Genomic DNA, 21398 nt, shown 5'->3' with positions numbered 1-21398 from the left:
CGATCTGAGAATTGTGTCGCGGGCGAACGGCCTCTCCGAGGTGGCCCGGAGAGGCCGAACCGCTATCAATCGTTGAAGTCGATATGCTTGTCGTAGACGATCTTGCCCTTGTCGTTCTTCACGACATTGTAGCCGTGCAGACCGTCGCCGTTCTTGTCGAAATTGTACTCGCCCTCGGCGCCGGCGAACTTCTGCGTCGCGAGGATGGCGTCGCGGATCTTGTTCGGATCGGTCGAGCCGGCCTTGTTGATTGCCGCCGACAGGATGGTGATCGCATCGTAGGGCCAAGCGCTCTGGTTGTCGGGCGCGGTCTTGTAGGCATCGCGATAGGCCTTGCCGAACGCCTTCGCCGCATCGCTTGAATCCTCGGCGAAGTCGGCGACGCCGTAGGTGTTGAACAGCGCGGGGCCGGCGAGCTTGGTCGAGGAGACCGCCACCACCGAGGGCGAGCCGACCCAGGGAATGTTGACGCCGAGCTGGCGCAGCTGCCGGGCAAAGATGCCGAGATCGTTCTCGAAGGTGAAGTAGGTGCCGAGCACGTCAGCGCCGGACTGCTTCACGGCCAGTACGACCGGGGTGAAGTCCTGACTCTGATTGGCATAGCCCTGGTCGAGCACCGGCGGCGCGCCGAGCTTGGTCAGCGCTTCCGAGAGCGCCTTGCCGCCCGCCGTGCCGAAGGCGTCGGTCGAATGCACGATCGCCCATTTCTTCTTTCCGAGCGTATTGACGCCGAAGTCGGCGATCACGCGGCCGGAATAATTGTCGTTCGGACGGAAGCGGAACAGCCAGGGATTGCCGGAATGGGTGAGGTCGGGATTGGTGCCGCCGATCATCACCGGCTTGCCGACCTTGATCACGTCGGGCGCCATCGCCTGCACCTGGGTCGAGCGGATCGAGCCGAGGAAGGCGACGATGTCGGATTGCGCGGCGAGCTTGGAGAATGCCAGCACGATGCCCGGATTGGTGGTCTGATCGTCCTCGATGACGAGTTCGACCTGCTTGCCGAGCACGCCGCCGGCCTTGTTGACCGCGGCCAGCGCCAGCTTGGCGCCGTTCTGGGCCCACAGCCCCTGCTCCGCCGCGGGTCCGGTCACCGGCACGCACATGCCGATCTTGATCGTCGCACCCTGCGCCCAAGCGCTGCGCATCAGCGCGGGTGCAGCGAGACCTGCCGCCAAGCTGGCGGAAAACTCACGTCTCGTCAGTTTCATTCCATCCTCCCTGTGATGCGCCGAACTTGCTGTCGGCTGCGTTGAGACGAGCTGACGCGTCGATCTGTTGGCCCGTCCGCAGCCATCAAACGGCGCGACGAGCAAACGTGAGCACCGCTGCAGCGCGCAAGCCGTGCAACGGCGACCATCAATCTGGCGTTTGACCCAGCTAAACATGATTGCACATTGCACGCAATAGTCAAAAGTTCGCTGGCAGAGGTGCGTAAATGCCTGCTACGAGCGACCATGACGCGATCACGTGATAGTGTGGCCAGCGGGCAGCCATTCCATGTCGATTCCACGAGCGAAATCGCAAACCAGACGAAAACAGCCGGCCTACGCGCTGATCAAGAGCGCATTGGCAAAGCACATCCGCGCTGGTGACGTGCCACCTGGCACGGTTCTTTCCGAATCGGCGATCGCGACCTTGTTCGGCTCCAGCCGCTCTCCGGTGCGGCAGGCTTTCGAACAGCTCGAGCATATCGGCCTGGTGCGGCGGTTCGACGGTCGCGGCGTCATCGCCGGCAAGCGCAAGGTCGACCCTCGGCGCGTCCCGATCACACCGGAAATGTTTGGGCTGACCGACGGCCCCGTCGATGCCGTGCGCAGCGACGCCTGGGATACGCTCTACTACAAGCTCGAACGTGAGATCATTTACCGGTCGCTGTTCGGACGCTTCCGCGTCAGCGAGCTCGCATTGGCGCGGCATTTCCGGGTGGGGCGCACGGTGGCGCGCAACCTGCTGCTGCGCGCGCAGGCGATCGGCATCCTCGAGAAGGGCGCCAAGGCGCACTGGTACGTGGTGCCGTTGGACGAGGACCGCCTCCGCGACATCTTCGAGGTGCGCGCAACGCTCGAGCCGCTGCTCCTCAAATCCGCGACGGCGACAATTCCTGCCGCCCTGCTCGACCGCATGGCGGAGCGGCTGCGCGAGGGGATCCAGCACCGCGACCGCGTCGGCGTCGGCGAACTCGATGAGATCGAAGGCGACCTCCATATCCGCTGCCTGGGTTACGGCGCCAATCGCGAGATGATCGAAGCCCTCAAGCGCACCCACTGCGCTTTCGTGATCGGCAAGCACATTCAGGTCGCCCTGACCGCGCCGCAGATCGATTCCTTCATGGACGAGCATCTGGTGATCATCGAGGCCTTGCGCACGCGTGACGGCGACGCGGCGGCAGCCATCTTGCGCCGCCATATCGAATGGTCCCACTCGAAGGTCGCGGGCTGGATTGCCGAATTCCGCGCCATCAACGTGATTTCGCGCGTGCCCTACATGGCCTGAGCGCGAATGCCGCGCATGATCGAAGCTACTCGTCAGCCTCGACCTCGGCGTCATCGGACGAGCCCATTCCGGCCAGGCTCGCTTCGAGCGCGCCCAGCATCTCCTGCAATTCGGCAAGCTTGCGCGCCCCGAAGCGCCGGGTGATCTCGGCATAGATCGTCTCCGACGTCGGCGCCACCGCCTCGATCAGCTTCAACCCCTTGGCGGAGATCGAAACCACCGCGCGCCGCGCGTCGTTCTCCGCTGCCTTGCGCTCGATCAACGCGCGGCCCTCGAGATCGCGAAGGATTCGCGACAGGCTCGGGCCGAGCAGAAACGCCATGCGGGCGAGTTCGGTGACCTCGATCTCGTCGACCGCGGTGAGCGCGCGCAGGATCCGCCATTGCTGCTCGGTCAGCCCGTGATTGCGCAGCGACGGACGGAATTGCCGCATCACCGCCTCGCGGGCGCGAAGCAGCGACATCGGCAGCGAGCGCGAGAACTCGCGCATCGGGGTCCGTCGCGCCGCCACGTCCTCGCCCTGCCCCGGCCGAATGTCGTTCGAATTTTTGCGCGCCATTACCTAATCCTGCGCAACGAAATTTTGCGTTGCAACATGCCTTGATTCAGTTTGCGGGAATTCACTTAACATGTTAATCATCTCCCGACATCCACTTTTGTGTAGCACGCATGGCCCTCTCCAAGGACGATATCCGCGCTGCCGCCGAACGGCTCGACGGCGCGGAAAAGACCCGCAAGCAAATCCGCCAGCTTCTCGCTGGAATACCCCCGCATCACCCTCGAAGACGCCTACGCGATTCAGAAGGCCTGGGTCGAGATGAAGGTGGCGCAGGGCCGCGTCGTCAAGGGCCACAAGATCGGCCTGACCTCGAAGGCGATGCAGAGCGCGCTCAATATCGACGAGCCCGATTCCGGAATCCTGCTCGACGACATGTTCTTCGCCGATGGCGGCCTGGTCCCGACCGACCGCTTCATCGCCACCCGCGTCGAGGCCGAGCTTGCCTTCGTGATGAAGCATCGCCTGACCGGGCCGAACTGCACACTGTTCGATGTGCTGAACGCGACCGATTTCGTGGTACCGGCGCTGGAGATCCTGGATACCAGGGTCGAGCGCGTCGATCCCGAGACCAAGGTGACCCGCAAGATCTTCGACACCATCGCCGACAACGCCGCCAATGCCGGCATCGTGCTCGGCGGCCGGCCGATCCGCCCGCTGGACGCCGACCTGCGCTGGATCGGCGCGCTGTGCTTCCGAAATGGCCAGCTCGAGGAAACCGGCCTGGCCGCCGGCGTGTTGAATCATCCGGCGACCGCGGTGGCGTGGCTCGCCAACAAGATCGCGCCGAACGGGCTGGCGTTGGAAGCCGGCCAGGTCGTGCTGGCGGGCTCCTTCATCCGTCCGATCGAGACCCGCAAGGGCGACACCATCCAGGCCGACTACGGACCGTATGGTTCCGTAAGCTGCTACTTCGCCTGACGCCTTCAGGAGGAGCGCTGCATGCCGCATTTCACGCTTGAATACTCTGCCAATCTCGACGATCTGGTCGACATGGGCGCGACGGTCGAACTGGTCCGCAAGGCCGCGGTCGAGACCGGCATCTTCCCGCTCGGCGGCATCCGCGTCCGTGCCGTCAGATGCGAGCACTACGCGATCGCCGACGGCCGCAAGTATTACGGTTTCCTCGACATGGTGCTGCGGCTCGGCGAAGGCCGCGATCTCGCCACCCGCAAGAAGGCCGGCGAGTACATCTTCAAGGCGCTATCGGCTCATCTCGATCCGGTCTTCGCCAACAGCAAATTCGCGTTGTCGTTCGACATGCAGATCAACGACAAGGAAACTAGCTGGAAACGCAACAACATCCACGACGCACTGAAGGTGGAGACGGTCAATGGATAAAGCGACAGCGAAATCGCCAGCCGACGTGTTCCAGGCCAACCGCGATCGCGCCGGCCCGCTGCTTGCAAGCTTGAAAGCCGAAGGCATCGGCCATGTGATCGACGGCAAGATCGTGCCGGCGGCCTCCGGCCAGACCTTCGAGACGAGATCGCCGATTGACGGCACGGTGCTGGCGACGGTCGCACGCGGCAATGCCGAGGATATCGACCGTGCCGCAACCGCGGCGTCCAAGGCCTTCAAGGCCTGGCGCGACATGCCGGCGGCGCAGCGCCGCAAGCTGCTGCATCGCGTCGCCGATGCGATCGAGGCGCGCGCCGACGACATCGCCGTGCTCGAATGCATCGACACCGGCCAGGCGCACCGCTTCATGGCCAAGGCCGCGATCCGCGCCGCGGAGAATTTCCGCTTCTTCGCCGACAAATGCGGCGAGGCCCGCGACGGTCTCAACACGCCTTCGGACGAGCACTGGAACATCTCGACCCGCGTGCCGATCGGCCCGGTCGGCGTGATCACGCCGTGGAATACGCCGTTCATGCTCTCGACCTGGAAGATCGCGCCGGCGCTCGCGGCCGGCTGCACCGTGGTGCACAAGCCGGCGGAATGGTCGCCCGTCACCGCCGATCTGCTGGTCAAACTCGCAAAACAGGCCGGCATCCCCGACGGCGTGCTCAACACCGTGCATGGTTTCGGCGAAGAGGCCGGCAAGGCGCTGACCGAGCACCCCGCCATCAAGGCGATCGGCTTCGTCGGCGAGAGCGCGACGGGCTCAGCGATCATGGCGCAGGGCGCGCCGACCTTGAAGCGGGTGCATTTCGAGCTCGGCGGCAAGAACCCGGTGATCGTATTCGATGATGCCGATCTCGATCGCGCGCTCGATGCCGTCGTGTTCATGATCTACTCGCTCAATGGCGAGCGCTGCACGTCGTCGAGCCGGCTGCTGGTTCAGGAGAGCGTCGCCGGCAAGTTCATCGAGAAGCTGACCCAACGCGTAAAGGCGCTCAAGGTTGGCCACCCCCTCGATCCCGCCACCGAGATCGGGCCGCTGATCCATGAGCGGCATCTCGCCAAGGTGTGCAGCTATTTCGACGTCGCCAAGAACGACGGCGCCACGATCGCGGTCGGCGGCAAGCCGCATGACGGTCCTGGCGGCGGCCACTATGTGCAGCCGACGCTGGTGACCGGCGCGAACGCAAAAATGCGCGTCGCGCAGGAGGAGGTGTTCGGCCCGTTCCTGACCGTGATCCCGTTCAAGGACGAAGCTGACGCCATCGAGATCGCCAACGGCGTGCAGTACGGCCTGACCGGCTATGTCTGGACCGGCGACATGGGCCGCGCGCTGCGCGTGGCGGATGCGCTGGAAGCCGGCATGATCTGGCTCAATTCGGAGAACGTCCGCCATCTGCCGACCCCGTTCGGCGGCATGAAGTCGTCAGGCATCGGCCGCGACGGCGGCGACTACTCGTTCGACTTCTACATGGAAACCAAGCACGTCTCGCTCGCGCGCGGGACGCACAAGATTCAGAAACTGGGAATTTAGCCAGCCGTCGTTCCGGGGCGATGCGCAGCATCGAACCCGGAACCTCGAGATTCCGGGTTCTCGCTTCGCGAGCCCCGGAATGACGATAGAATTGAGGGGAAACACCGATGCCCGTTCCAACGCACGTTTTCGATCCGCCGTTCAACATCATCCGCTGCAGCCACGCCGTGCTCGACGTCACGGACCTCGACAAGAGCGCCGCCTTCTACGAGAAGACCGTCGGCCTCCACATCGAGGACCGCGACGACAAGTCGGTGTATCTGCGCGCGAGCGAGGAGCACCAGCATCACTCGGTGGTGCTGCGCAAGGCGCCGAAGGCGGCCTGCAACCGGCTTGGCTTCAAGGTCGGCAACGACGGCGACCTCGACAAGGCCGCCGCCTTCTTCTCCGAGAACGGCATCGCCTACGCTTTCGTCGACCAGCCGTTCCAGGGCCGCACCCTGCAATTCACCGATCCGTTCGGCTTCCAGATCGAGCTTTACGCCACGATGGAGAAGCGCCCGCATCTCTTGCGGCGCTACGATCTCTACAAGGGCTGCCATCCGCAGCGGCTCGACCATTTCAACGTGTTCGCCGCCGAAGTGCAGGACACCGTCGATTTCTACGCCCGGCTCGGCTTCCGCCTCACCGAATATGCCGAGGAGGACGGCGACAACGGCCGCATCGCAGCCGCCTGGATGCACCGCAAGGGCAACGTCCACGACTTCGCGATCACCAACGGCCGCGGCCCGCGCCTGCACCACATCGCCTATTGGGTACCGACCGCGATGAACATCGTGCATCTCTGCGACGTGATGGCCTCCTCCGGCTACCTCAAGAACATCGAGCGCGGCCCTGGCCGGCACGGCATCTCCAACGCCTTCTTCCTGTACATCCGCGATCCCGACGGCCACCGCATCGAGCTCTACACCAGCGATTATTTCACCGGCGATCACGACCATGAGCCGCTGCGCTGGTCGCTGCGCGATCCGCGCCGCCAGACGCTGTGGGGCGCGCCGGCGCCGCGCTCCTGGTTCGAGGAAGGCTCGACCTTCGCCGGCCAAGCGGTGCGCGAGCCGCGCTTCGTCGCCGACGTGCTGGTCGCGGACTAGTGCGCGCCTTCCTCCTCACGTCGTCCCTGCTTTCGCAGGGACGACACCGATTATGGGACTACTGATGCCCTCTCCTCGCCTCGCCACCTATTCCTTCAACGGCGCCACCAGCTATGGCGTCGTCACCGACACCGGCATCGTCGACCTCTCGTCGCGCTTCGCCAAGGACTATCCGACGCTGCGCGAGGCGATCGCCGCCGGCGCGCTGAGCAGGCTCGTGGAGGATGCCGCCAGGCGCGCGCCCGACCATGCGCTCGACGCAGTCGACTGGCAACCGCCGATCCCGGCGCCGGAAAAGATCATCTGCATCGGCGTCAACTACCCGGACCGCAATGCCGAATACAAGGACGGCTCGGACGCGCCGAAATACCCGAGCATGTTCCTGCGGGTGCCGCGCTCCTTCGTCGGCCACAACACGCCGGTGGTGCGGCCGCGCATCTCGCCGCAGCTCGACTATGAGGGCGAGCTGGTCCTGGTGATCGGCAAGGCCGGCCGGGACATTGCGGAGAGCGCCGCGCTCGATCACATCGCCGCGGTCACGCTCTGCAATGAAGGCACCATCCGCGACTGGGTGCGGCACGCCAAGTTCAACGTCACCCAGGGCAAGAACTTCGATTCCACCGGCAGCCTCGGCCCGTGGATCGTGCCCTACACCGGTGAAACGCAGATCGCCGATATCCGTCTGACCACGCGGGTGAACGGCGAGACCCGCCAGGACGACCGCACCTCGCGCTTGATCTTCGGCTTCCGCTACCTCATCAACTACATCTCGACCTTCACGACGCTGGTTCCCGGCGACATCATCGTCACGGGCACCCCAACCGGCGCAGGTGCGCGGTTCGATCCGCCGCGCTATCTGAAGCCCGGCGATGTCGTCGAGGTCGAGGCCGAAGGCGTCGGCATCCTGCGCAATGGCGTCGTCGACGAAGCCACCTAACCTCGCAAGCAAAGTGGACAGTGCCATGACCTCAACATCCGGCGGCGAAGCGATCGTCAACGGCCTTGTCGCCCACGGCGTCGACACCGTGTTCGGCCTGCCCGGCGCGCAGATCTATGGCCTGTTCGATGCCTTCCACCAGGCCCAGCTCAAGGTGATCGGCGCCCGGCATGAGCAGGCCTGCGGCTACATGGCGTTCGGCTATGCGCGCTCCAGCGGCAAGCCCGGCGTGTTCAGCGTGGTGCCCGGCCCCGGCGTGCTCAACGCCTCGGCGGCGCTACTCACCGCATTCGGCTGCAACGAGCCGGTGCTGTGCCTGACTGGTCAGGTGCCGACGCAGTTTCTGGGCAAGGGCCGCGGCCATCTGCACGAGATGCCGGACCAGCTGGCGACGCTGCGCACCTTCGTGAAATGGGCCGACCGGATCGAATATCCCGACAACGCGCCCGCGCTGGTGTCGCGCGCGTTCCAGGAGATGCTGTCGGGCCGGCGTGGCCCGGCCTCGCTGGAGATGCCGTGGGACGTGTTCACACAGCGCACCCAGGTCGCCCCCGTCAAGCCGTTCGATCCGTTGCCGGCGCCGCAGCCCGATCCAGACCGTATCAAGGCAGCTGCCGACCTGATCGCCGGCAGCAAGGCGCCGATGATCTTCGTCGGCAGCGGCGCCATCGAGGCGCGCGAGGAGATCCTCGAATTGGCCGAGATGATCGACGCATCGGTCGTCGCATTCCGCAGCGGCCGCGGCATCGTCTCCAACGCGCATGAACTCGGGCTCACCATGGCTTCGGCCTACAAGCTCTGGCCGAAGACCGATCTGATGATCGGCATCGGCACGCGCCTCGAGCTGCCGACGATGTCGCGCTGGCCCTACCAGCCCACCGGACTGAAATGCGTGCGCATCGACATCGATCCGGTCGAGCTGCGGCGCTGGCCGGCCGATGCCGGTGTGATCGCGGACGCCAAGGCCGGCACCGCCGATCTCGTCGCCGCCGTGCGCAAGGTGGGTTACCGCAAGACCTCCGGCCGCCGCGCCGCGATCCGCGAGGCGACGGCCGCGACCGAGCAGGAGATCCAGCGCATCCAGCCGCAGATGGCCTATCTGAAGATTTTGCGCGAGGTGCTGCCGGCGAGCGCCATCGTCACCGACGAGCTGTCTCAGGTCGGTTTCGCCTCCTGGTACGGCTTTCCGATCTACGAGCCGCGGACCTTCGTCACCTCAGGCTACCAGGGCACGCTCGGCTCGGGTTTCCCGACCGCGCTCGGCGCCAAGGTCGCCAATCCGGACAAGCCGGTGGTCGCGATCACTGGCGACGGCGGCTTCATGTTCGGCGTGCAAGAGCTTGCCACCGCCGTGCAGTTCAAGATCGGCGTGGTGACGCTGGTGTTCAACAACAACGCCTATGGCAACGTCCGCCGCGACCAGCGCGAACGCTTCGACGGCCGCGTCGTCGCCTCCGACCTGGTGAATCCGGACTTCGTGAAGCTTGCAGAATCCTTCGGCGTCGGCGCCGCGCGCGTCACCTCGCCGGATCACTTCCGCCCCGTGCTGGAGAAGGCGCTGGCCGACGGCGGCCCTTACGTGATCTCGGTGGAAGTGCCGACGGATTCGGAAGTCTCGCCCTGGGCGTTCATCCATCCGGCGCGCAACAGTTAGCCGTCATTCCGGGGCGATGCGCAGCATCGAACCCGGAATCTCGAGGTTCCGGGTTCGCGCTGCGCGCGCCCCGGAACGACGGTGAAGACTAAGCGCTCTTCACCACGCGTTGCAGCCGTGACGCGGCGATCACGAGCAGGCCGGCGCCGGCGACCGACCAGCAGGCGACCGGCGCCCAATGCACCAGCGGCGCATAGTCCGGCATCTTCTGCAGGCCACCCGCGACGGCCGCCATCCGCGCAAAGGTCGCAAGCGCCAGCGCCGAGAACACGAGGCCGGTGACCTTGCCTTCCGCGCCGGTCTCCCCGATCGCGAGCGCCGCGGACACCGCGCTCATCAGCATGCAGCCCCAAGCGGCCCCCGCCATGAATTGCGCCACGATCAGGACGTTGAGACTGCCGGCGATCTCGGCGGCGATGATCGCAAAGGCACCGAGCAGTCCCGCCGCGCCCATCACGATCAGGCCGCCGCGATGCTTGACGACGATGCTTGCCGGAAACATCGCGATGTTGAAGCCGATCCAGAATACCGGCATCAGCCATTGCAGCTCGCCCGCCTTGGCAAAGCGCAAATAGAACGGCGCGCTGTTGATGTTGAAGTGCAGCTGGTAGCCGAGCGACAGCAGCACCATCGATCCGATCAGGAACATCGGCACCGCGCCGAGCCGCTTCGCCGGGGGCGCCAGCCGCGCCGGCTGCGCCTCTGTCGCGATGCGGCGCTCGACGCCTGAGAAGGCGAGCGCGGTCAGCAGCAGCACGACGCCCGACAGCATGAACGGCAGCCGTGCATCGTGGTTGCGCAGCACGACGCCAAGATAGGGCGAGACCGCGCCCGCAACGCCGTAACCCAGCATCGCCAGCGCCGCGAGGAACGGCACCGAGGGTTGCGCGCGATACTTGCCGAGCAGCGTCAGCGGCGGCGCCCGCAAGGCCGACGACGTCACGGCCCAGATCACGATCAGCACGATCAGCCAGACCCTCGCGCCCGGCCCGGTGCCGGCGACGTAAGGCAGCGCGATGAAGGCGGCGCAGGAGATCGCGGCAAGGATACCGACAAACAAGCCAAGGCGGCCGACCAGGCTCGAGATCCTGTCGGCAGCCATGCCCATCGCCGTGTCGGTGACGGTGAAGATGCCCTGGTCCATCATCAGGATCAGGATGACGGTCAAAGGCGCGATGCCGACATCGGCGCACAGCTTGGGCAGGTAGATCAGGTAGGTGGTCCAGCCCAGCGTGAAGACGAGCTGCAGCACGGCGAGATAGACGCCGGTGCGGTTGACGGCGCGGTTGGCCTTGGTGATCATGATCCGAGTTTAGACCACCAGGCCCGCTTGCGGGAGGCCTTTGGTCTGACTGCGTCGGATGCTCCCTTCGTCGTCATCGAGAGGACCTCGCGACAAAGTTGCATAGCAATTTTGCACTGAAGCGGCGAAGCAAGGGTACACGCTACCAAAATATCGAAAACAACCCCATGCAAAGGAGCAAGCGGCCGCCAGCATTCAGAATAGCGCTTGACGCGTCGGGCAAATCAGCAGTATATTTCCATTATTCCGAAATTGTGTAACCGCCCGCCGCCGCGCAATAGCTAGCGCACCTTGCGGAACGTCAAATTGATGCGCTGGCGGCCGAGCACGCTGTGCTCGCCATCGGCGAGCGGTGCCACGCCGTGATAAAATAGCCGTGACGGGCCGCCCCACACCGCAACGTCGCCATGTTCGAGTCGATAGCGGCGCGGCGTGTCGCTGCGCTGCAGGCCACCGAACAGGAAGATCGCCGGCAGCCCGATCGAGATCGACACGATCGGTGCGCGGTAGTCGAGCTCGTCCTTGTCCTGATGCAGCGACAGTTTTGCGCCGGGGACGTAGCGATTGATCAGGCAGGCCTCGGGCGCGAAGCCGTTGAAGCCGGCTTCATCAGCGGCGCCTGCGGCGAGCCTGCGCAACACCTCCGGCATTTCAGGCCAAGGCTGTCCCGAGTCTGGATCGATCGGATCATAGCGATAGCCGCGGGGATCGGAGACCCAGCCGAGGCTGCCGCAATTTGTCATCGCGACCGACATGCGGTGGCCGCCCGGCGTGATCAGATGCCGGAACGGCGCCTGCTTGACGATGACGCGCAATGCCGGGATCAGCTCGGCCTCGAACGGCCGGACAAAGCCGCGCAACAGCACCGCGCCATCCGCGATCGTCTCGCGCGATGGCCGGGCATCGCCAATGGTCTCGAACAGATCGGTGGCCACGCCTCTCTCGCACTCACTTCGCGTCGTGGAAGATCACACCAACGGTGTGGCGATGGCCGGAGCGAATCCTGCTAACGCCGTGGCGCAGATTGACACGATACGGTCCGCGCGTCCCCTGCACCGGTCGATGATGCACGGCAAAGGCCACCGCGTCGCCCTTGGTGAGCGGTACCACCTCGGGCCGCGACTGCATCCGCGGTCGCTGCTCGGTCAGCACGAATTCGCCACCCGTAAAATCGCGCCCGGGCTGCGACAGCAGGATCGCGACCTGGATCGGGAACACATGCTCGCCATAGAGATCCTGATGCAGGCAATTGTAGTCACCCTCGCCATATTGCAGCAGCAGCGGCGTCGGCCGCGTCTGTCCGGCGTCATGGCAGCGCTTCAGGAACGCCGCGTGCGACGGAGGATATCGGATATCGATCCCCATCGTCTCGTTCCAGCGATTGGCTGTCGCGGTAAGCCGCGTATAGAGCGCCGGCCGCAGCTCTGCGATCAAATCCGGCAGCGGATAGGAGAAATACTTGTACTCGCCGCGGCCGAAGCCGTGACGGCCCATCACGATCCGGCTACGGAACTGGCTGTCGTCGGGATACAGCGCGGCGATGGCATCGCATTCCCCAGGCGTCAGCAGGCCGTTGAGGACAGCGCATCCCTGCCCGTCGAGGTCGGTGTTGATCCGGTCCCAGTCGAGCCCGTCGACGCGGGCCGGGATGCCGGTGGGTGGACGCGTGATGGTTTTGGCTGTTGCTGTCATGGGACGGAATCTGGCCCCTGATTGCGGCCAGCGCCACCCGATTTCCGATCGAAAGATGCAGAGAACGTCACCACAATTACGGTGTCGTCCCGGCGAAAGCCGGGACCCATAGCCACCGTCGTCAGTTGTTGAGATCGGTGGGGCCACAGCGTGCCAACCACAACACTCTGTGGTCATGGGTCCCGGCATTCGCCGGGACGACGCGTGGAGAGAGTGTTAGCCGACTTTTTCTGGCACGACCTGCGACGAAATCAGCCCCTCACCGGCAGCGTCACCACATCGTAGCCGTGGCTGATCTTCCGCTTCAGCACCGGGTCTTCCAGCTCGAACTCGAACCGGCTGGCCGGGCGGATGCCGCCCTTGGCGGCGAAGGTGCCGCCGAACATGGCGCAACCGTCCGGCAGCGCGCCCTGGTCGAAGCCGCGCGCGATCAGGTCCTTCACCGGCAGCATGTGATCGAGCGTGCCTTCCTGATAGAGCACGCGCTGGCCGCCGATCACGGCCCAGGAGCGCAGCACCAGCTGGTCCCAGTGGCCGATGACGTCCTCGAGTTCCCACAGCTCCGACGCCATCGGCTTGTCGCACATCTGCTTCGACACCGTGACGCTGTAGCTCTCGACCTTGCGGTCGGTGTGGTCGGAGCCGCAGCCGACGAAAATGCGGCCCTGCCAGCCGATCAGCACGAACTCGACCTCGCCGCTCGAGTCCTCGCCGCAGACTTCGATGGCATCGGCGAAGGTGAGCCGGCGCGCCGAGCAGCGGTAGTAGATCGGCGTCGTCGCGGGCCGCGCGATGCCGAGCGCCTCGAGCTCGGCGATATGCTTGTCGCGCGCCACCGGATCGCGGCCGGTCCAGCCGGCGATCACGGCCTGCCTGATTTCCAGTGTGAGCGGAGTGGCGACGCCCTTGTCGTCGACATTGAAGGTGAGATCAAACACGGATCACGGTCTCCATTCCGGCAGCGAGCTCGAAAATGCGCCGATCCGAACCGCCCGCGGCGGCGAGCATCAGGCCGACCGGCGCCTCGCCCTCGTGATGCGCGGGCAGCGAGATCGCGCAGCCGTCGAGCACATTGATCAGCGTGCAATTGCGCAGCGCGCGCAAATTCTCGGTGGCGAACGCCTTGTCGTCGGCGAGGCTGGCGATCGTAGGCGGCAGGTTCGCCGTGGTCGGCAGCACCATCGCATCATAGGCCGCGATCCGCTTCTCGGTACGGGCGATGAAGGAGCGGCGTGCGTTGAGCAGATCGATATAGTCGGCGGCCGGAAAGCCCTCGCCGCGCTGGATGCGCACGGCGACGCGCGGATCGTAGATGTCGCCCTTGCTGGCCAGCAGGAAGCGATGCCAGGCATAGCTTTCGGCGGCGGCAAAGCCGCCCTTGGCGTTCATGACGCCGACATCGAGCAATTCGGGCACCTCGATCCGCTCGATCAAGGCGCCTGCGCGCGACAACGCCGCGAGCGCGCGCTCGAAGGTTTTCGCGACGGCATCGTCGAGGTCGTCGAGAGCGACCGTGGTCGGCACCGCGAGCCGCATGCCTTTCACCGGGCGCGGCGAGACCGGCGTCACCGGCTGATCCGCCAGCACCGCGTCGAGCGCGGCGCAGCAGGCCACCGAATTGGCCAGCGGGCCGTAGCTGTCGAGCGTGAACGACAGCGGCACGCCGCCATCGAGCGGAATCCGGCGTTGCGTCGGCTTGTAGCCGACGATGCCGTTGAAGGCGGCGGGAATCCGGCAGGAGCCGCCGGTATCGGTACCGAGCGCGCCGAACGCCATGCCGTCCGCGATCGAGACCGCCGCCCCCGAGGACGAGCCGCCCGGCACGTGGCCGGCGCTCCGGTTCCAGGCGCTCTTCGGCGTGCCGTAATGCGGATTGATGCCGATGCCGGAATAGGCGAACTCGGTCATGTTGGTGCGGCCGATCACGATGAAGCCGGCGCGCTTGAGCCGCGCCACGACAGGTGCATCGGCATCCGCCGGCGCGGAATCCTCCAGCGCGCGCGAGCCCGCCCGCGTCACCTGCCCCTTGATGTCGAACAGGTCCTTGATCGAAACCGGAATGCCGGCAAATGGCGACGGCGCGGCATTGGCCTTGCGCAGCCGGTCCATGGCGTCGGCGGCCTCCAGCGCGGCGTCGCGGTCGACATGGATGAAGGTGCGTTGGCCCTCGCCTGAGGGATCAGCGATTTTGGCGATGCACTGCTCGACGAGCTTGCGGGCAGAGGTCGCGCCGCCGGCGAGATCGGCGGCCAGGGAGGCGAGTGTCGGATTCTTGGGCATGGCTTTCACTTCACGGCTTGCACTTCACGGCTGGCACTTCATGGCTTGCAGCTGATTGTCGCGCGAACCGGGGCCGATTTCCAGTCCGCCGGCCCCTCACCTCGCATCACTTCAGCCCGAAATAGGCGCGGTGCAGCTCTTCATTGCCGCTCATCTCGGCAACCGTGCCAGAGAAACGGATCCGCCCGCCTTCCAGCACGAATACGCGGGTGGCAATCTCGAGGAAACCGATATTTTGCTCGGCGATCAAGAGTGCCAGCCCGCGGCCCTGCAGGCTCGACAAGGCGCGCAGCACTTCCTTGACGAACAGCGGCGACAGCCCGGCCGAGGGCTCGTCCATCACCAGCAGCTTCGGCTCGGCCGACAGCGCCTTGGCGATGCCGAGCATCTTGCGCTGACCGCCGGACAGGCTGGACGCGGGATCGCGGCGCTTGTCGCGCAGCACCGGGAACAGGCCGTACAGTTCGTCGACCCGCGCGCCCGGATTGGCATGCCCCAGCGCCTGCGCGCCGACGCGGATGTTCTCCTCGATCGACAGGTCGGGAAACACCGCAAGCTCCGACATGTAGGTCATGCCGCGCTTCATGCGGTCCGACGAGCGCATCCTGGTGATGTCCTCCCCGCCGAGCTTGATGTGGCCACTGCGGGCTTCGATCAGGCCCACCAGGGACTTCAGGAACGTGGTCTTGCCCGCGCCGTTGGCCCCGAGCAGCAGCACGGTCTCGCCGGGGCGGACGTCGAGATCGACGCCCCAAAGCACCTGCATGGTGCCGTAGCCGGCATCGACGCCCCTGGTGTCCAGAAGCGACACCGCATCAATGGGCATGCTCGCCTCCCAAAAATACCTCAACCACCTGCGGCTCGCGTACAGCGGTCGCCAGCGTGCCCTCGAAGATCTCCTTGCCCGCATTGAGCACGATGACGCGATCGGTGATCTGCTCGATGAACCCCATCAGATGCTCGACCACGATGATCGCCATGCCGGTCGCGGCCAAGGCCTTGATGCGGCCGGCGATCCAGTCGAGCTCCGCCGGGTTGAGGCCGGCCGCGAGTTCGTCGAGCAGCAGCAGCCGCGGCCGCGTGGCGAGCGCACGGGTCAGATCAAGCATCTTCTGCTGCGCGCTGTTGAGATCGGCGGCCGGACGGTCGGCGACCTCCTTCAGCCTGAAATCCTCGAGCAGTTCGGCGATCGACGGCGCGCCGGTCGCGCCGCCATAGGCCAGCGCCACCTGGATGTTCTCGCGTACCGTCAGCGACAGGAACGGCTTCGGCACCTGGAAGGTGCGGTTGATGCCGCGATGAACGAGCTTGTGCGAGGCGACGCCTCCGGCGGATGCGCCGTCGAACACGACCTCGCCGCCGTCGGGCGCATAGAGACCGGAGATCACATTGATCGCCGTGGTCTTGCCGGAGCCGTTCGGGCCGACGAGACCGAGGATCTCACCCGGCACGACGTGAAAGCTGAGGCCGTCGAGCGCATGGAAACCGCCGAAGCGCTTGACCAGCTTGGAGACCTCAAGGATCGGGCTTTTCTCAGGGGACATGCCACCCCCTGCGGGTTGCCAGCGACACCAGTCCTGCGGGCAGGAACAGCACCAGGCCCATGATCAAAAGGCCATAGATCAGCTGAAAATATTGCGGCGTCGTGAACCCGATCAGATTGTAGATGCCGTAAAGGATCAGCACACCGACGATCGGGCCGGTGATGGTGGCAACGCCGCCGAACAGCGCGAACACGATCGCGAAGATCGAGAACTCGCCGGAGAACACGTTGTCCGGATAGAACACCGAGACGTACCAGGCGTAGATGCCGCCGGCGAGGCCGGCGACCAGCGCCGAGGCGAGCCAGGCAATCACCCGCATCTTCACGATATTGACGCCGGCCATCGAGGCCGACACCGCATCCTCGCGCACGGCCTGCAGCGCCAGCCCGAACGGCGAGTTCTTCAGATAGACCACGGCGCCGACCGTCAGCGCCATCACGACGACCGCGGCATAGTAGGCGTGGGTCGGGTTGAAGGTGCCGGTGAGCGACACGCCGTAGGGGCCCTTGGTGATCCCCTCCAGCGCGGGGTTGGCGACGAAATGCAGCACCGCGAGCGAGGCCGCGAGGTTGGCGATCGCAAAATATGCACCCGACAGCCGCAGCAGTGGCGTCAATAGCAGGCCGAGCGCAACCGCCACGACGCCGCCGACCAGCACGGCGAGCGGCGCCGGCGTCTGCAGATGCATCACCATGATGGCGAAGCCATAGGCGCCGGCGCCGAAGAAGCCGACATAGCCGAATGGCAGATAGCCGGTGAAGCCATAGATGATGTTCACGCCTTGCGCGAGGATCAGGAAGATCACGAAGTTGAACAGCAGCAGATGGTTTTGATAGACGCCGGGCAGCAGTGCGAACACCACCACCAACGGCGCCAAGATGAACAGCAGGTGTTTCGAGGCGTTATGCAACGCGCACCCGCCTTCCGAGCAGACCGCTCGGGCGCAACAACAGGATCACGATCAGCAACACATAGGGCAGCAAGTCGGCCCAGGAACTGAGATAGGTCTGCACCAGCATGTAGCAGAGACCGTAGACGACACCGCCGAGCGCGGTGCCGAGCGGATTGCCCAGCGAACCCAGCACGACGATCGCAAACGACGTCACGGTCGCGTCGGCGCCGAACGCCGGCGTCACCGAGCCGAACATGAAGGGCGCGAACACGCCGGCGACCGCCGCGATGCCGAGGCCGATACCGAACGCCGCAGCCGAGACGCGATCGACATCGATGCCGGTCGCCAATGCCTCGTCGCGCCGTGACATCACCGCGCGGGTCAGGGTGCCGAGCCTTGTGTGGTAGAGGTAGAGGTAGACCAGCGCGATCGCGATCAGGCTGGTGATGGCCGCGATCACCCAGGGCGCGGGAAAGCCCTGGCCGAAGATCTGGATCGGCCCTGCCCCGCCCGCCTTGCCGCCGAACCACTTCACCTTGATGGTCGTGAACACGGTGCCGAGCAGCCGGCTCTGGATCGAGCGCTCGCTGGTGCCGGCGAAGATCGTGGTGACGGCCTCGATCACCTGCGACAGGCCGAAGAACAGGATGATCGACAGCATTTCCGGATTGGCCGAGCCCTGCAGCCGCGGCACCAGCACCCAGTACAGCAGCACGCCCACCAGCACGAACACCACGAAGGCGAGCGGCACCGCGAACAACGGGTCGATGCCGGCTAGGCCGACCACGCCGAGCGCGATGAAGGCGCCCAGCATCAGGATGTCGCCATGCGCAAGGTTGACGATGCGCATGACGCCGAACACGAGATTGAGACCGATGCCGACCAGGCTGAAATACAGCCCGAACAGCACGCCGGCAACGAGCGCATAGGTCATGCTACCGCTCGCCGCCGAAGGTTACGCCTGCCGCACTCACCTGCATCACGGCGCCGGATAGATCGGCTTGCCGGTGGCGGTCTCGTGCGGATAGATCGAGACGAACTTGATGTGATCGTGCTCGTCGACCGTGAGCTGGCCGAGCGGCGTCAGTTCACCGATCTGACCGCCGGTCTCATCCAAGGCAAAGGTGCCGTCCAGCGTCTTGAGCTGGCCGCTGAGCGAGAAAACTGCCCGGCGCAGCTCCATCTGGTCGAGGCTGGTCGCAACCGACAGCGTCTTCTCGATCACCAGCGCCGTGGTGTAGCCGGCGACCGCGTTGAAGCCGAACTCCATCTTGCCGTCGTTGTACTTCTTGATCCAGGCGGCGCGGAAATCCTTCATGTTCATCCCGAAATTGACGGGATAGTCCAATTCGGACGGCGGCACATAGGTCCAGATGTGCTCGAGGCCCTTGGCGCCAACGTTCTTCTCGAGCAACTCGGTCTCGAGGCCGGCATAGATCGCGAACAGCATCTTGAACTTGGTGCCGACGTCCTGGACGTTGCGCAGGAAGGCGATGTCGTTCGGCGCATAGCCGAAATGGATCACCGCGTCCGGATTGGCGTTGCTGATGTTGTTGATGATGACGTTGTAGTTGGTGGTCTCGGTCGGAACGCCCTGGTCATAGACGATCTCGATCGGCGCGCCGGACTCCTTGACGAACTTGCGGAACGCGTTGGCCTGGGTGCCGGTGAACTCGTTGGTCGAATAGAGGATCGCGACCTTCTTGATGCCGAGGCCAGGGCCGTCATGGCTGATGAAGTCCGCGACCGGCTTCGGCCACACCGTCGACACCGGATCGGCCATCAGCGCGATGTAGGGATTGTCCTTGGAGAAGAAGCTCGCGCCGGTGCCGGTCTGGTCGAACAGGAACATCTTGTGATCGCGCGCGATCGCAACCGCGGGCGCCGTCAGCACCGATCCGGAATCGGCGACCAGGAGATCGACCTTATCCTGGGTGACGAGCTGATTATAAAGCGTCGAGGCGGTCGCGGTGTTGCTCTGGTCGTCATAGGAGACGAGCTTGATCGGGATCTTCTTGTCGAACGCCTTCACGAACACGCCGCCCTCGGCGTTCTTCTGTTCGACCCACAATTTCAGCGAGCTGTAGACCGGCATCGAGATCGAGGCGTAGCGCCCCGACGACGCATAGAGCGTGCCGATCTTGATCTCCGACGGTGCGTCGGCGGCCATCGCCTGCGTGGCAAATGCGAGGCTGGCAGCGAGTGCCGCGCCGATGATCCTCAGCATGATATGTTCCTCCCGGCTATCTTGAACGTGTCTTGGACGTATCTTGGACGCGGCCCTTCTACGCGCCGGATCGGAGCGACACAAGCAGCGCGGCCTTAGCAATTGTGCGAGGGGCGGAATATGCGGCATGCGCGGGACACAGGCCGCTGCGCGGAGCATGGATGGACCGTTGACGGGCCTTGGTTCAATGTCGCATCAAGACTGTAACGATTTCGGGAGGAGACATCAGACATGGCCGAGCCCGCGCGCGCGAAACCAAAGCCGACACCGGAGACCCAGCATTTCTGGGATGGCACCAAGGCTGGCGAGCTGCGCCTGCAGCACTGCGATGCCTGCGCCAATGTCTACTTTCCGCCGCGGCCGTTCTGCCCCTCCTGCGCCTCGCGCAAGGTCTCGATCTTCAAGGCCAGCGGCAAGGGCAAGCTCTACAGCTACGTCATCAACCATCGTCCCGCCGCGCCCGGCTTCACGCCGCCTTATGCGATCGCCGTCGTGGAGCTCGACGAGGGTCCGCGCATGATGAGCAACATCATCGATTGTCCGCAGACGCCGGAAGCGCTCGAGCTCGACATGCGGCTCGAGGTCGCCTTCGAGGCGCTCGACGACAAGATCACGCTTCCTTTGTTCCGTCCGGCAAAGGGATAACGCAATGCGCAGGAACCAGGTTGCCGTCGTCGGTGCGGCCGAAACCACCGAACTCGGCGTCATCCCGAACATGTCGCAGATCCAGTTGCACGCGGACGCGGCGCTGAATGCGATCGCGGATGCCGGCCTGAAGCTGTCGGACATCGACGGCTTCGCTACCGCGGTCGAGACCCCGCAGCAGATGGCGCACTATCTCGGCATCACGCCGACCTGGGTCGACGGCACCTCGGTCGGCGGCTGCTCCTTCATGCTGCATGTCCGCCACGCCGCCGCCGCGATCGAGGCCGGCCTGTGCAAGACCGTTCTGATCACGCATGCCGAAAGCGGCAAGTCGATGATCGGCAAGCAGCCGCGCTTCACGCCCGCCGACAGCCTCAACGGCCAGTTCGAGGCACCGTTCGGTGTCTACGGGCCGCCGAGCATGTTTCCGATTCCCGTGCTGCGGTTCATGAAGACCCACGGCATCACGCATGAGCAGCTCGCGATGGTCGCGGTGGCGCAGCGCGAATGGGCGGCGAAGAACCCGCGCGCGACCATGAAGGATCCGATCACCGTCGCCGACGTCCTGAACTCGCGGATGATCGCCTATCCGCTCCGGCTGCTGCAATGCTGCCTCGTCACCGACGGCGGCGGCGCGCTGATCCTCACCTCAGCCGACCGCGCCAAGGATTTCCCGAACAAGCCGGTCTACATCCTCGGCACCGGCGAGAGCGTGGAAACGCCGATGGTCAGCCAGATGAAGACGTTCGACTGATCGCGCGCCTTCAAAGTGGCAGGGCCGCTGGCCTTCAAGGAGGCCGGCATCACCCACAAGGACGTCGATCATCTGATGATCTACGACGCATTCGCGCATCTGCCGCTCTACGGCCTCGGCGACCTCGGCTTCATGCCGTACGAGGAGACCGGCAAGTTCATCGCCGACGGCAACACCCGCCCCGGCGGCAAGCTGCCGCTCAACACCAATGGCGGCGGCCTCAGCTACATGCACTCCGGCATGTACGGCATGTACGCGCTGCAGGAGAGCGTGCGGCAGATGCGCGGCATCGCGCCGGCGCAGGTGCCGAACGCAAAGATCTCGGTCTGCCACGGCGTCGGCGGCATGTTCGCCGCAAGTGGCACGATCATCTTTACGAACGAGAAGTAACAACTCCGTCGTTCCGGGGCGCGCGAAGCGCGAACCCGAAACCTCGAGGTTCCGGGTCT

19 protein-coding genes and 2 pseudogenes are annotated in these 21398 nt (G+C 65.1%); 9 read left to right on the top strand and 12 right to left on the bottom strand.

What is annotated here, in order from left to right; translation table 11 throughout:
- Nucleotides 1–65: 65 nt before the first annotated feature.
- The gene (locus tag ACSKB9_RS37860; RefSeq protein ID WP_092083322.1) at nt 66–1211 is read right to left on the bottom strand and encodes an ABC transporter substrate-binding protein; all 1146 of its coding nucleotides are present in this window, start codon (nt 1209–1211) and stop codon (nt 66–68) included.
- Nucleotides 1212–1500: 289 nt separating this feature from the next.
- Here ACSKB9_RS37860 and ACSKB9_RS37855 point away from each other — a divergent pair, with 289 nt between their 5' ends.
- Nucleotides 1501–2496, top strand: coding sequence for a GntR family transcriptional regulator (locus ACSKB9_RS37855; protein ID WP_092083321.1), 996 nt, complete (start codon nt 1501–1503; stop codon nt 2494–2496).
- A gap of 25 nt (nt 2497–2521) precedes the next feature.
- Here the strand turns inward: ACSKB9_RS37855 and hpaR are convergent, their stop codons facing one another.
- A complete protein-coding gene (gene hpaR, locus ACSKB9_RS37850) occupies nt 2522–3055 on the bottom strand; it encodes a homoprotocatechuate degradation operon regulator HpaR (protein WP_057015717.1) in 534 nt (177 codons plus the stop codon).
- 110 nt (nt 3056–3165) lie between these two features.
- On the opposite strand from hpaR, the pseudogene hpaH reads away from it, so the two are divergent.
- From hpaH to ACSKB9_RS37820, 6 genes and pseudogenes are all read left to right on the top strand, one after another.
- Nucleotides 3166–3973, top strand: a pseudogene (hpaH, locus tag ACSKB9_RS37845) (2-oxo-hept-4-ene-1,7-dioate hydratase).
- Nucleotides 3974–3994: 21 nt separating this feature from the next.
- Complete coding sequence (locus ACSKB9_RS37840) at nt 3995–4393, top strand: 5-carboxymethyl-2-hydroxymuconate Delta-isomerase (RefSeq protein WP_438079496.1); 399 nt, start codon at nt 3995–3997, stop codon at nt 4391–4393.
- Nucleotides 4386–5930: a 5-carboxymethyl-2-hydroxymuconate semialdehyde dehydrogenase gene (hpaE, locus tag ACSKB9_RS37835; RefSeq protein WP_438079495.1), complete on the top strand. Its 1545-nt coding sequence runs from the start codon at nt 4386–4388 to the stop codon at nt 5928–5930. The genes ACSKB9_RS37840 and hpaE overlap by 8 nt, the downstream gene beginning before the upstream one ends.
- Nucleotides 5931–6037: 107 nt before the next feature.
- The gene (gene hpaD, locus ACSKB9_RS37830) at nt 6038–7021 is read left to right on the top strand and encodes a 3,4-dihydroxyphenylacetate 2,3-dioxygenase (protein ID WP_092083316.1); all 984 of its coding nucleotides are present in this window, start codon (nt 6038–6040) and stop codon (nt 7019–7021) included.
- Between the two features lie 64 nt (nt 7022–7085).
- Nucleotides 7086–7958, top strand: coding sequence for a fumarylacetoacetate hydrolase family protein (locus ACSKB9_RS37825; protein WP_438079494.1), 873 nt, complete (start codon nt 7086–7088; stop codon nt 7956–7958).
- A 25-nt stretch (nt 7959–7983) separates the two neighbouring features.
- The gene (locus ACSKB9_RS37820) at nt 7984–9612 is read left to right on the top strand and encodes a thiamine pyrophosphate-dependent enzyme (RefSeq protein WP_438079493.1); all 1629 of its coding nucleotides are present in this window, start codon (nt 7984–7986) and stop codon (nt 9610–9612) included.
- A gap of 88 nt (nt 9613–9700) precedes the next feature.
- On the opposite strand, the gene ACSKB9_RS37815 is transcribed toward ACSKB9_RS37820, so the two are convergent.
- From ACSKB9_RS37815 to ACSKB9_RS37770, 10 genes are all read right to left on the bottom strand, one after another.
- Nucleotides 9701–10915 carry an MFS transporter gene (locus ACSKB9_RS37815; RefSeq protein WP_438079492.1) on the bottom strand — a complete coding sequence of 405 codons (1215 nt, stop codon included), beginning with the start codon at nt 10913–10915 and terminating at the stop codon, nt 9701–9703.
- A gap of 281 nt (nt 10916–11196) precedes the next feature.
- Entirely contained in the window at nt 11197–11850 is a 654-nt protein-coding gene (gene alkB, locus ACSKB9_RS37810; protein ID WP_438079491.1) for a DNA oxidative demethylase AlkB, read from the bottom strand.
- Between the two features lie 13 nt (nt 11851–11863).
- Nucleotides 11864–12607 carry a 2OG-Fe(II) oxygenase gene (locus tag ACSKB9_RS37805; RefSeq protein WP_438079490.1) on the bottom strand — a complete coding sequence of 248 codons (744 nt, stop codon included), beginning with the start codon at nt 12605–12607 and terminating at the stop codon, nt 11864–11866.
- Between the two features lie 251 nt (nt 12608–12858).
- A complete protein-coding gene (locus ACSKB9_RS37800; protein ID WP_028331749.1) occupies nt 12859–13545 on the bottom strand; it encodes a DUF2848 domain-containing protein in 687 nt (228 codons plus the stop codon).
- Nucleotides 13538–14887: an amidase gene (locus ACSKB9_RS37795; protein WP_438079489.1), complete on the bottom strand. Its 1350-nt coding sequence runs from the start codon at nt 14885–14887 to the stop codon at nt 13538–13540. Before ACSKB9_RS37795 ends, ACSKB9_RS37800 begins: the two co-directional genes overlap by 8 nt.
- 106 nt (nt 14888–14993) lie before the next feature.
- On the bottom strand, nt 14994–15713 hold the full coding sequence (locus ACSKB9_RS37790) for an ABC transporter ATP-binding protein (RefSeq protein WP_438079488.1): 720 nt from the start codon (nt 15711–15713) through the stop codon (nt 14994–14996).
- On the bottom strand, nt 15703–16431 hold the full coding sequence (locus ACSKB9_RS37785; RefSeq protein WP_438079487.1) for an ABC transporter ATP-binding protein: 729 nt from the start codon (nt 16429–16431) through the stop codon (nt 15703–15705). The genes ACSKB9_RS37790 and ACSKB9_RS37785 overlap by 11 nt, the downstream gene beginning before the upstream one ends.
- Complete coding sequence (locus ACSKB9_RS37780; RefSeq protein WP_038386389.1) at nt 16421–17341, bottom strand: branched-chain amino acid ABC transporter permease; 921 nt, start codon at nt 17339–17341, stop codon at nt 16421–16423. The genes ACSKB9_RS37785 and ACSKB9_RS37780 overlap by 11 nt, the downstream gene beginning before the upstream one ends.
- Entirely contained in the window at nt 17334–18257 is a 924-nt protein-coding gene (locus ACSKB9_RS37775; RefSeq protein WP_050386056.1) for a branched-chain amino acid ABC transporter permease, read from the bottom strand. The genes ACSKB9_RS37780 and ACSKB9_RS37775 overlap by 8 nt, the downstream gene beginning before the upstream one ends.
- 45 nt (nt 18258–18302) lie before the next feature.
- Complete coding sequence (locus ACSKB9_RS37770; protein ID WP_438079486.1) at nt 18303–19550, bottom strand: amino acid ABC transporter substrate-binding protein; 1248 nt, start codon at nt 19548–19550, stop codon at nt 18303–18305.
- A gap of 231 nt (nt 19551–19781) precedes the next feature.
- On the opposite strand from ACSKB9_RS37770, the gene ACSKB9_RS37765 reads away from it, so the two are divergent.
- The gene (locus ACSKB9_RS37765; RefSeq protein WP_438079485.1) at nt 19782–20195 is read left to right on the top strand and encodes a Zn-ribbon domain-containing OB-fold protein; all 414 of its coding nucleotides are present in this window, start codon (nt 19782–19784) and stop codon (nt 20193–20195) included.
- Nucleotides 20196–20199: 4 nt separating this feature from the next.
- Nucleotides 20200–21339 (top strand): annotated as a pseudogene (locus ACSKB9_RS37760) (thiolase C-terminal domain-containing protein).
- Nucleotides 21340–21398: the final 59 nt, after the last annotated feature.

Source organism: Bradyrhizobium sp. BR 1433, from assembly GCF_051547665.1.
In the GTDB taxonomy this organism is placed as follows: Bacteria; Pseudomonadota; Alphaproteobacteria; order Rhizobiales; family Xanthobacteraceae; genus Bradyrhizobium; species Bradyrhizobium australafricanum.
Note: the sequence above shows the minus strand (reverse complement) of the source record. Positions and strands in the feature narration are given on the sequence as shown.

Coding starts and splice junctions, on each gene's coding strand:
- ACSKB9_RS37860 (WP_092083322.1), bottom strand. CDS start 1,211: ATGAAACTGACGAGACGTGAGTTTTCCGCCAGCTTGGCGGCAGGTCTC.
- ACSKB9_RS37855 (WP_092083321.1), top strand. CDS start 1,501: ATGTCGATTCCACGAGCGAAATCGCAAACCAGACGAAAACAGCCGGCC.
- hpaR (WP_057015717.1), bottom strand. CDS start 3,055: ATGGCGCGCAAAAATTCGAACGACATTCGGCCGGGGCAGGGCGAGGAC.
- ACSKB9_RS37840 (WP_438079496.1), top strand. CDS start 3,995: ATGCCGCATTTCACGCTTGAATACTCTGCCAATCTCGACGATCTGGTC.
- hpaE (WP_438079495.1), top strand. CDS start 4,386: ATGGATAAAGCGACAGCGAAATCGCCAGCCGACGTGTTCCAGGCCAAC.
- hpaD (WP_092083316.1), top strand. CDS start 6,038: ATGCCCGTTCCAACGCACGTTTTCGATCCGCCGTTCAACATCATCCGC.
- ACSKB9_RS37825 (WP_438079494.1), top strand. CDS start 7,086: ATGCCCTCTCCTCGCCTCGCCACCTATTCCTTCAACGGCGCCACCAGC.
- ACSKB9_RS37820 (WP_438079493.1), top strand. CDS start 7,984: ATGACCTCAACATCCGGCGGCGAAGCGATCGTCAACGGCCTTGTCGCC.
- ACSKB9_RS37815 (WP_438079492.1), bottom strand. CDS start 10,915: ATGATCACCAAGGCCAACCGCGCCGTCAACCGCACCGGCGTCTATCTC.
- ACSKB9_RS37805 (WP_438079490.1), bottom strand. CDS start 12,607: ATGACAGCAACAGCCAAAACCATCACGCGTCCACCCACCGGCATCCCG.
- ACSKB9_RS37795 (WP_438079489.1), bottom strand. CDS start 14,887: ATGCCCAAGAATCCGACACTCGCCTCCCTGGCCGCCGATCTCGCCGGC.
- ACSKB9_RS37790 (WP_438079488.1), bottom strand. CDS start 15,713: ATGCCCATTGATGCGGTGTCGCTTCTGGACACCAGGGGCGTCGATGCC.
- ACSKB9_RS37785 (WP_438079487.1), bottom strand. CDS start 16,431: ATGTCCCCTGAGAAAAGCCCGATCCTTGAGGTCTCCAAGCTGGTCAAG.
- ACSKB9_RS37775 (WP_050386056.1), bottom strand. CDS start 18,257: ATGACCTATGCGCTCGTTGCCGGCGTGCTGTTCGGGCTGTATTTCAGC.
- ACSKB9_RS37770 (WP_438079486.1), bottom strand. CDS start 19,550: ATGCTGAGGATCATCGGCGCGGCACTCGCTGCCAGCCTCGCATTTGCC.
- ACSKB9_RS37765 (WP_438079485.1), top strand. CDS start 19,782: ATGGCCGAGCCCGCGCGCGCGAAACCAAAGCCGACACCGGAGACCCAG.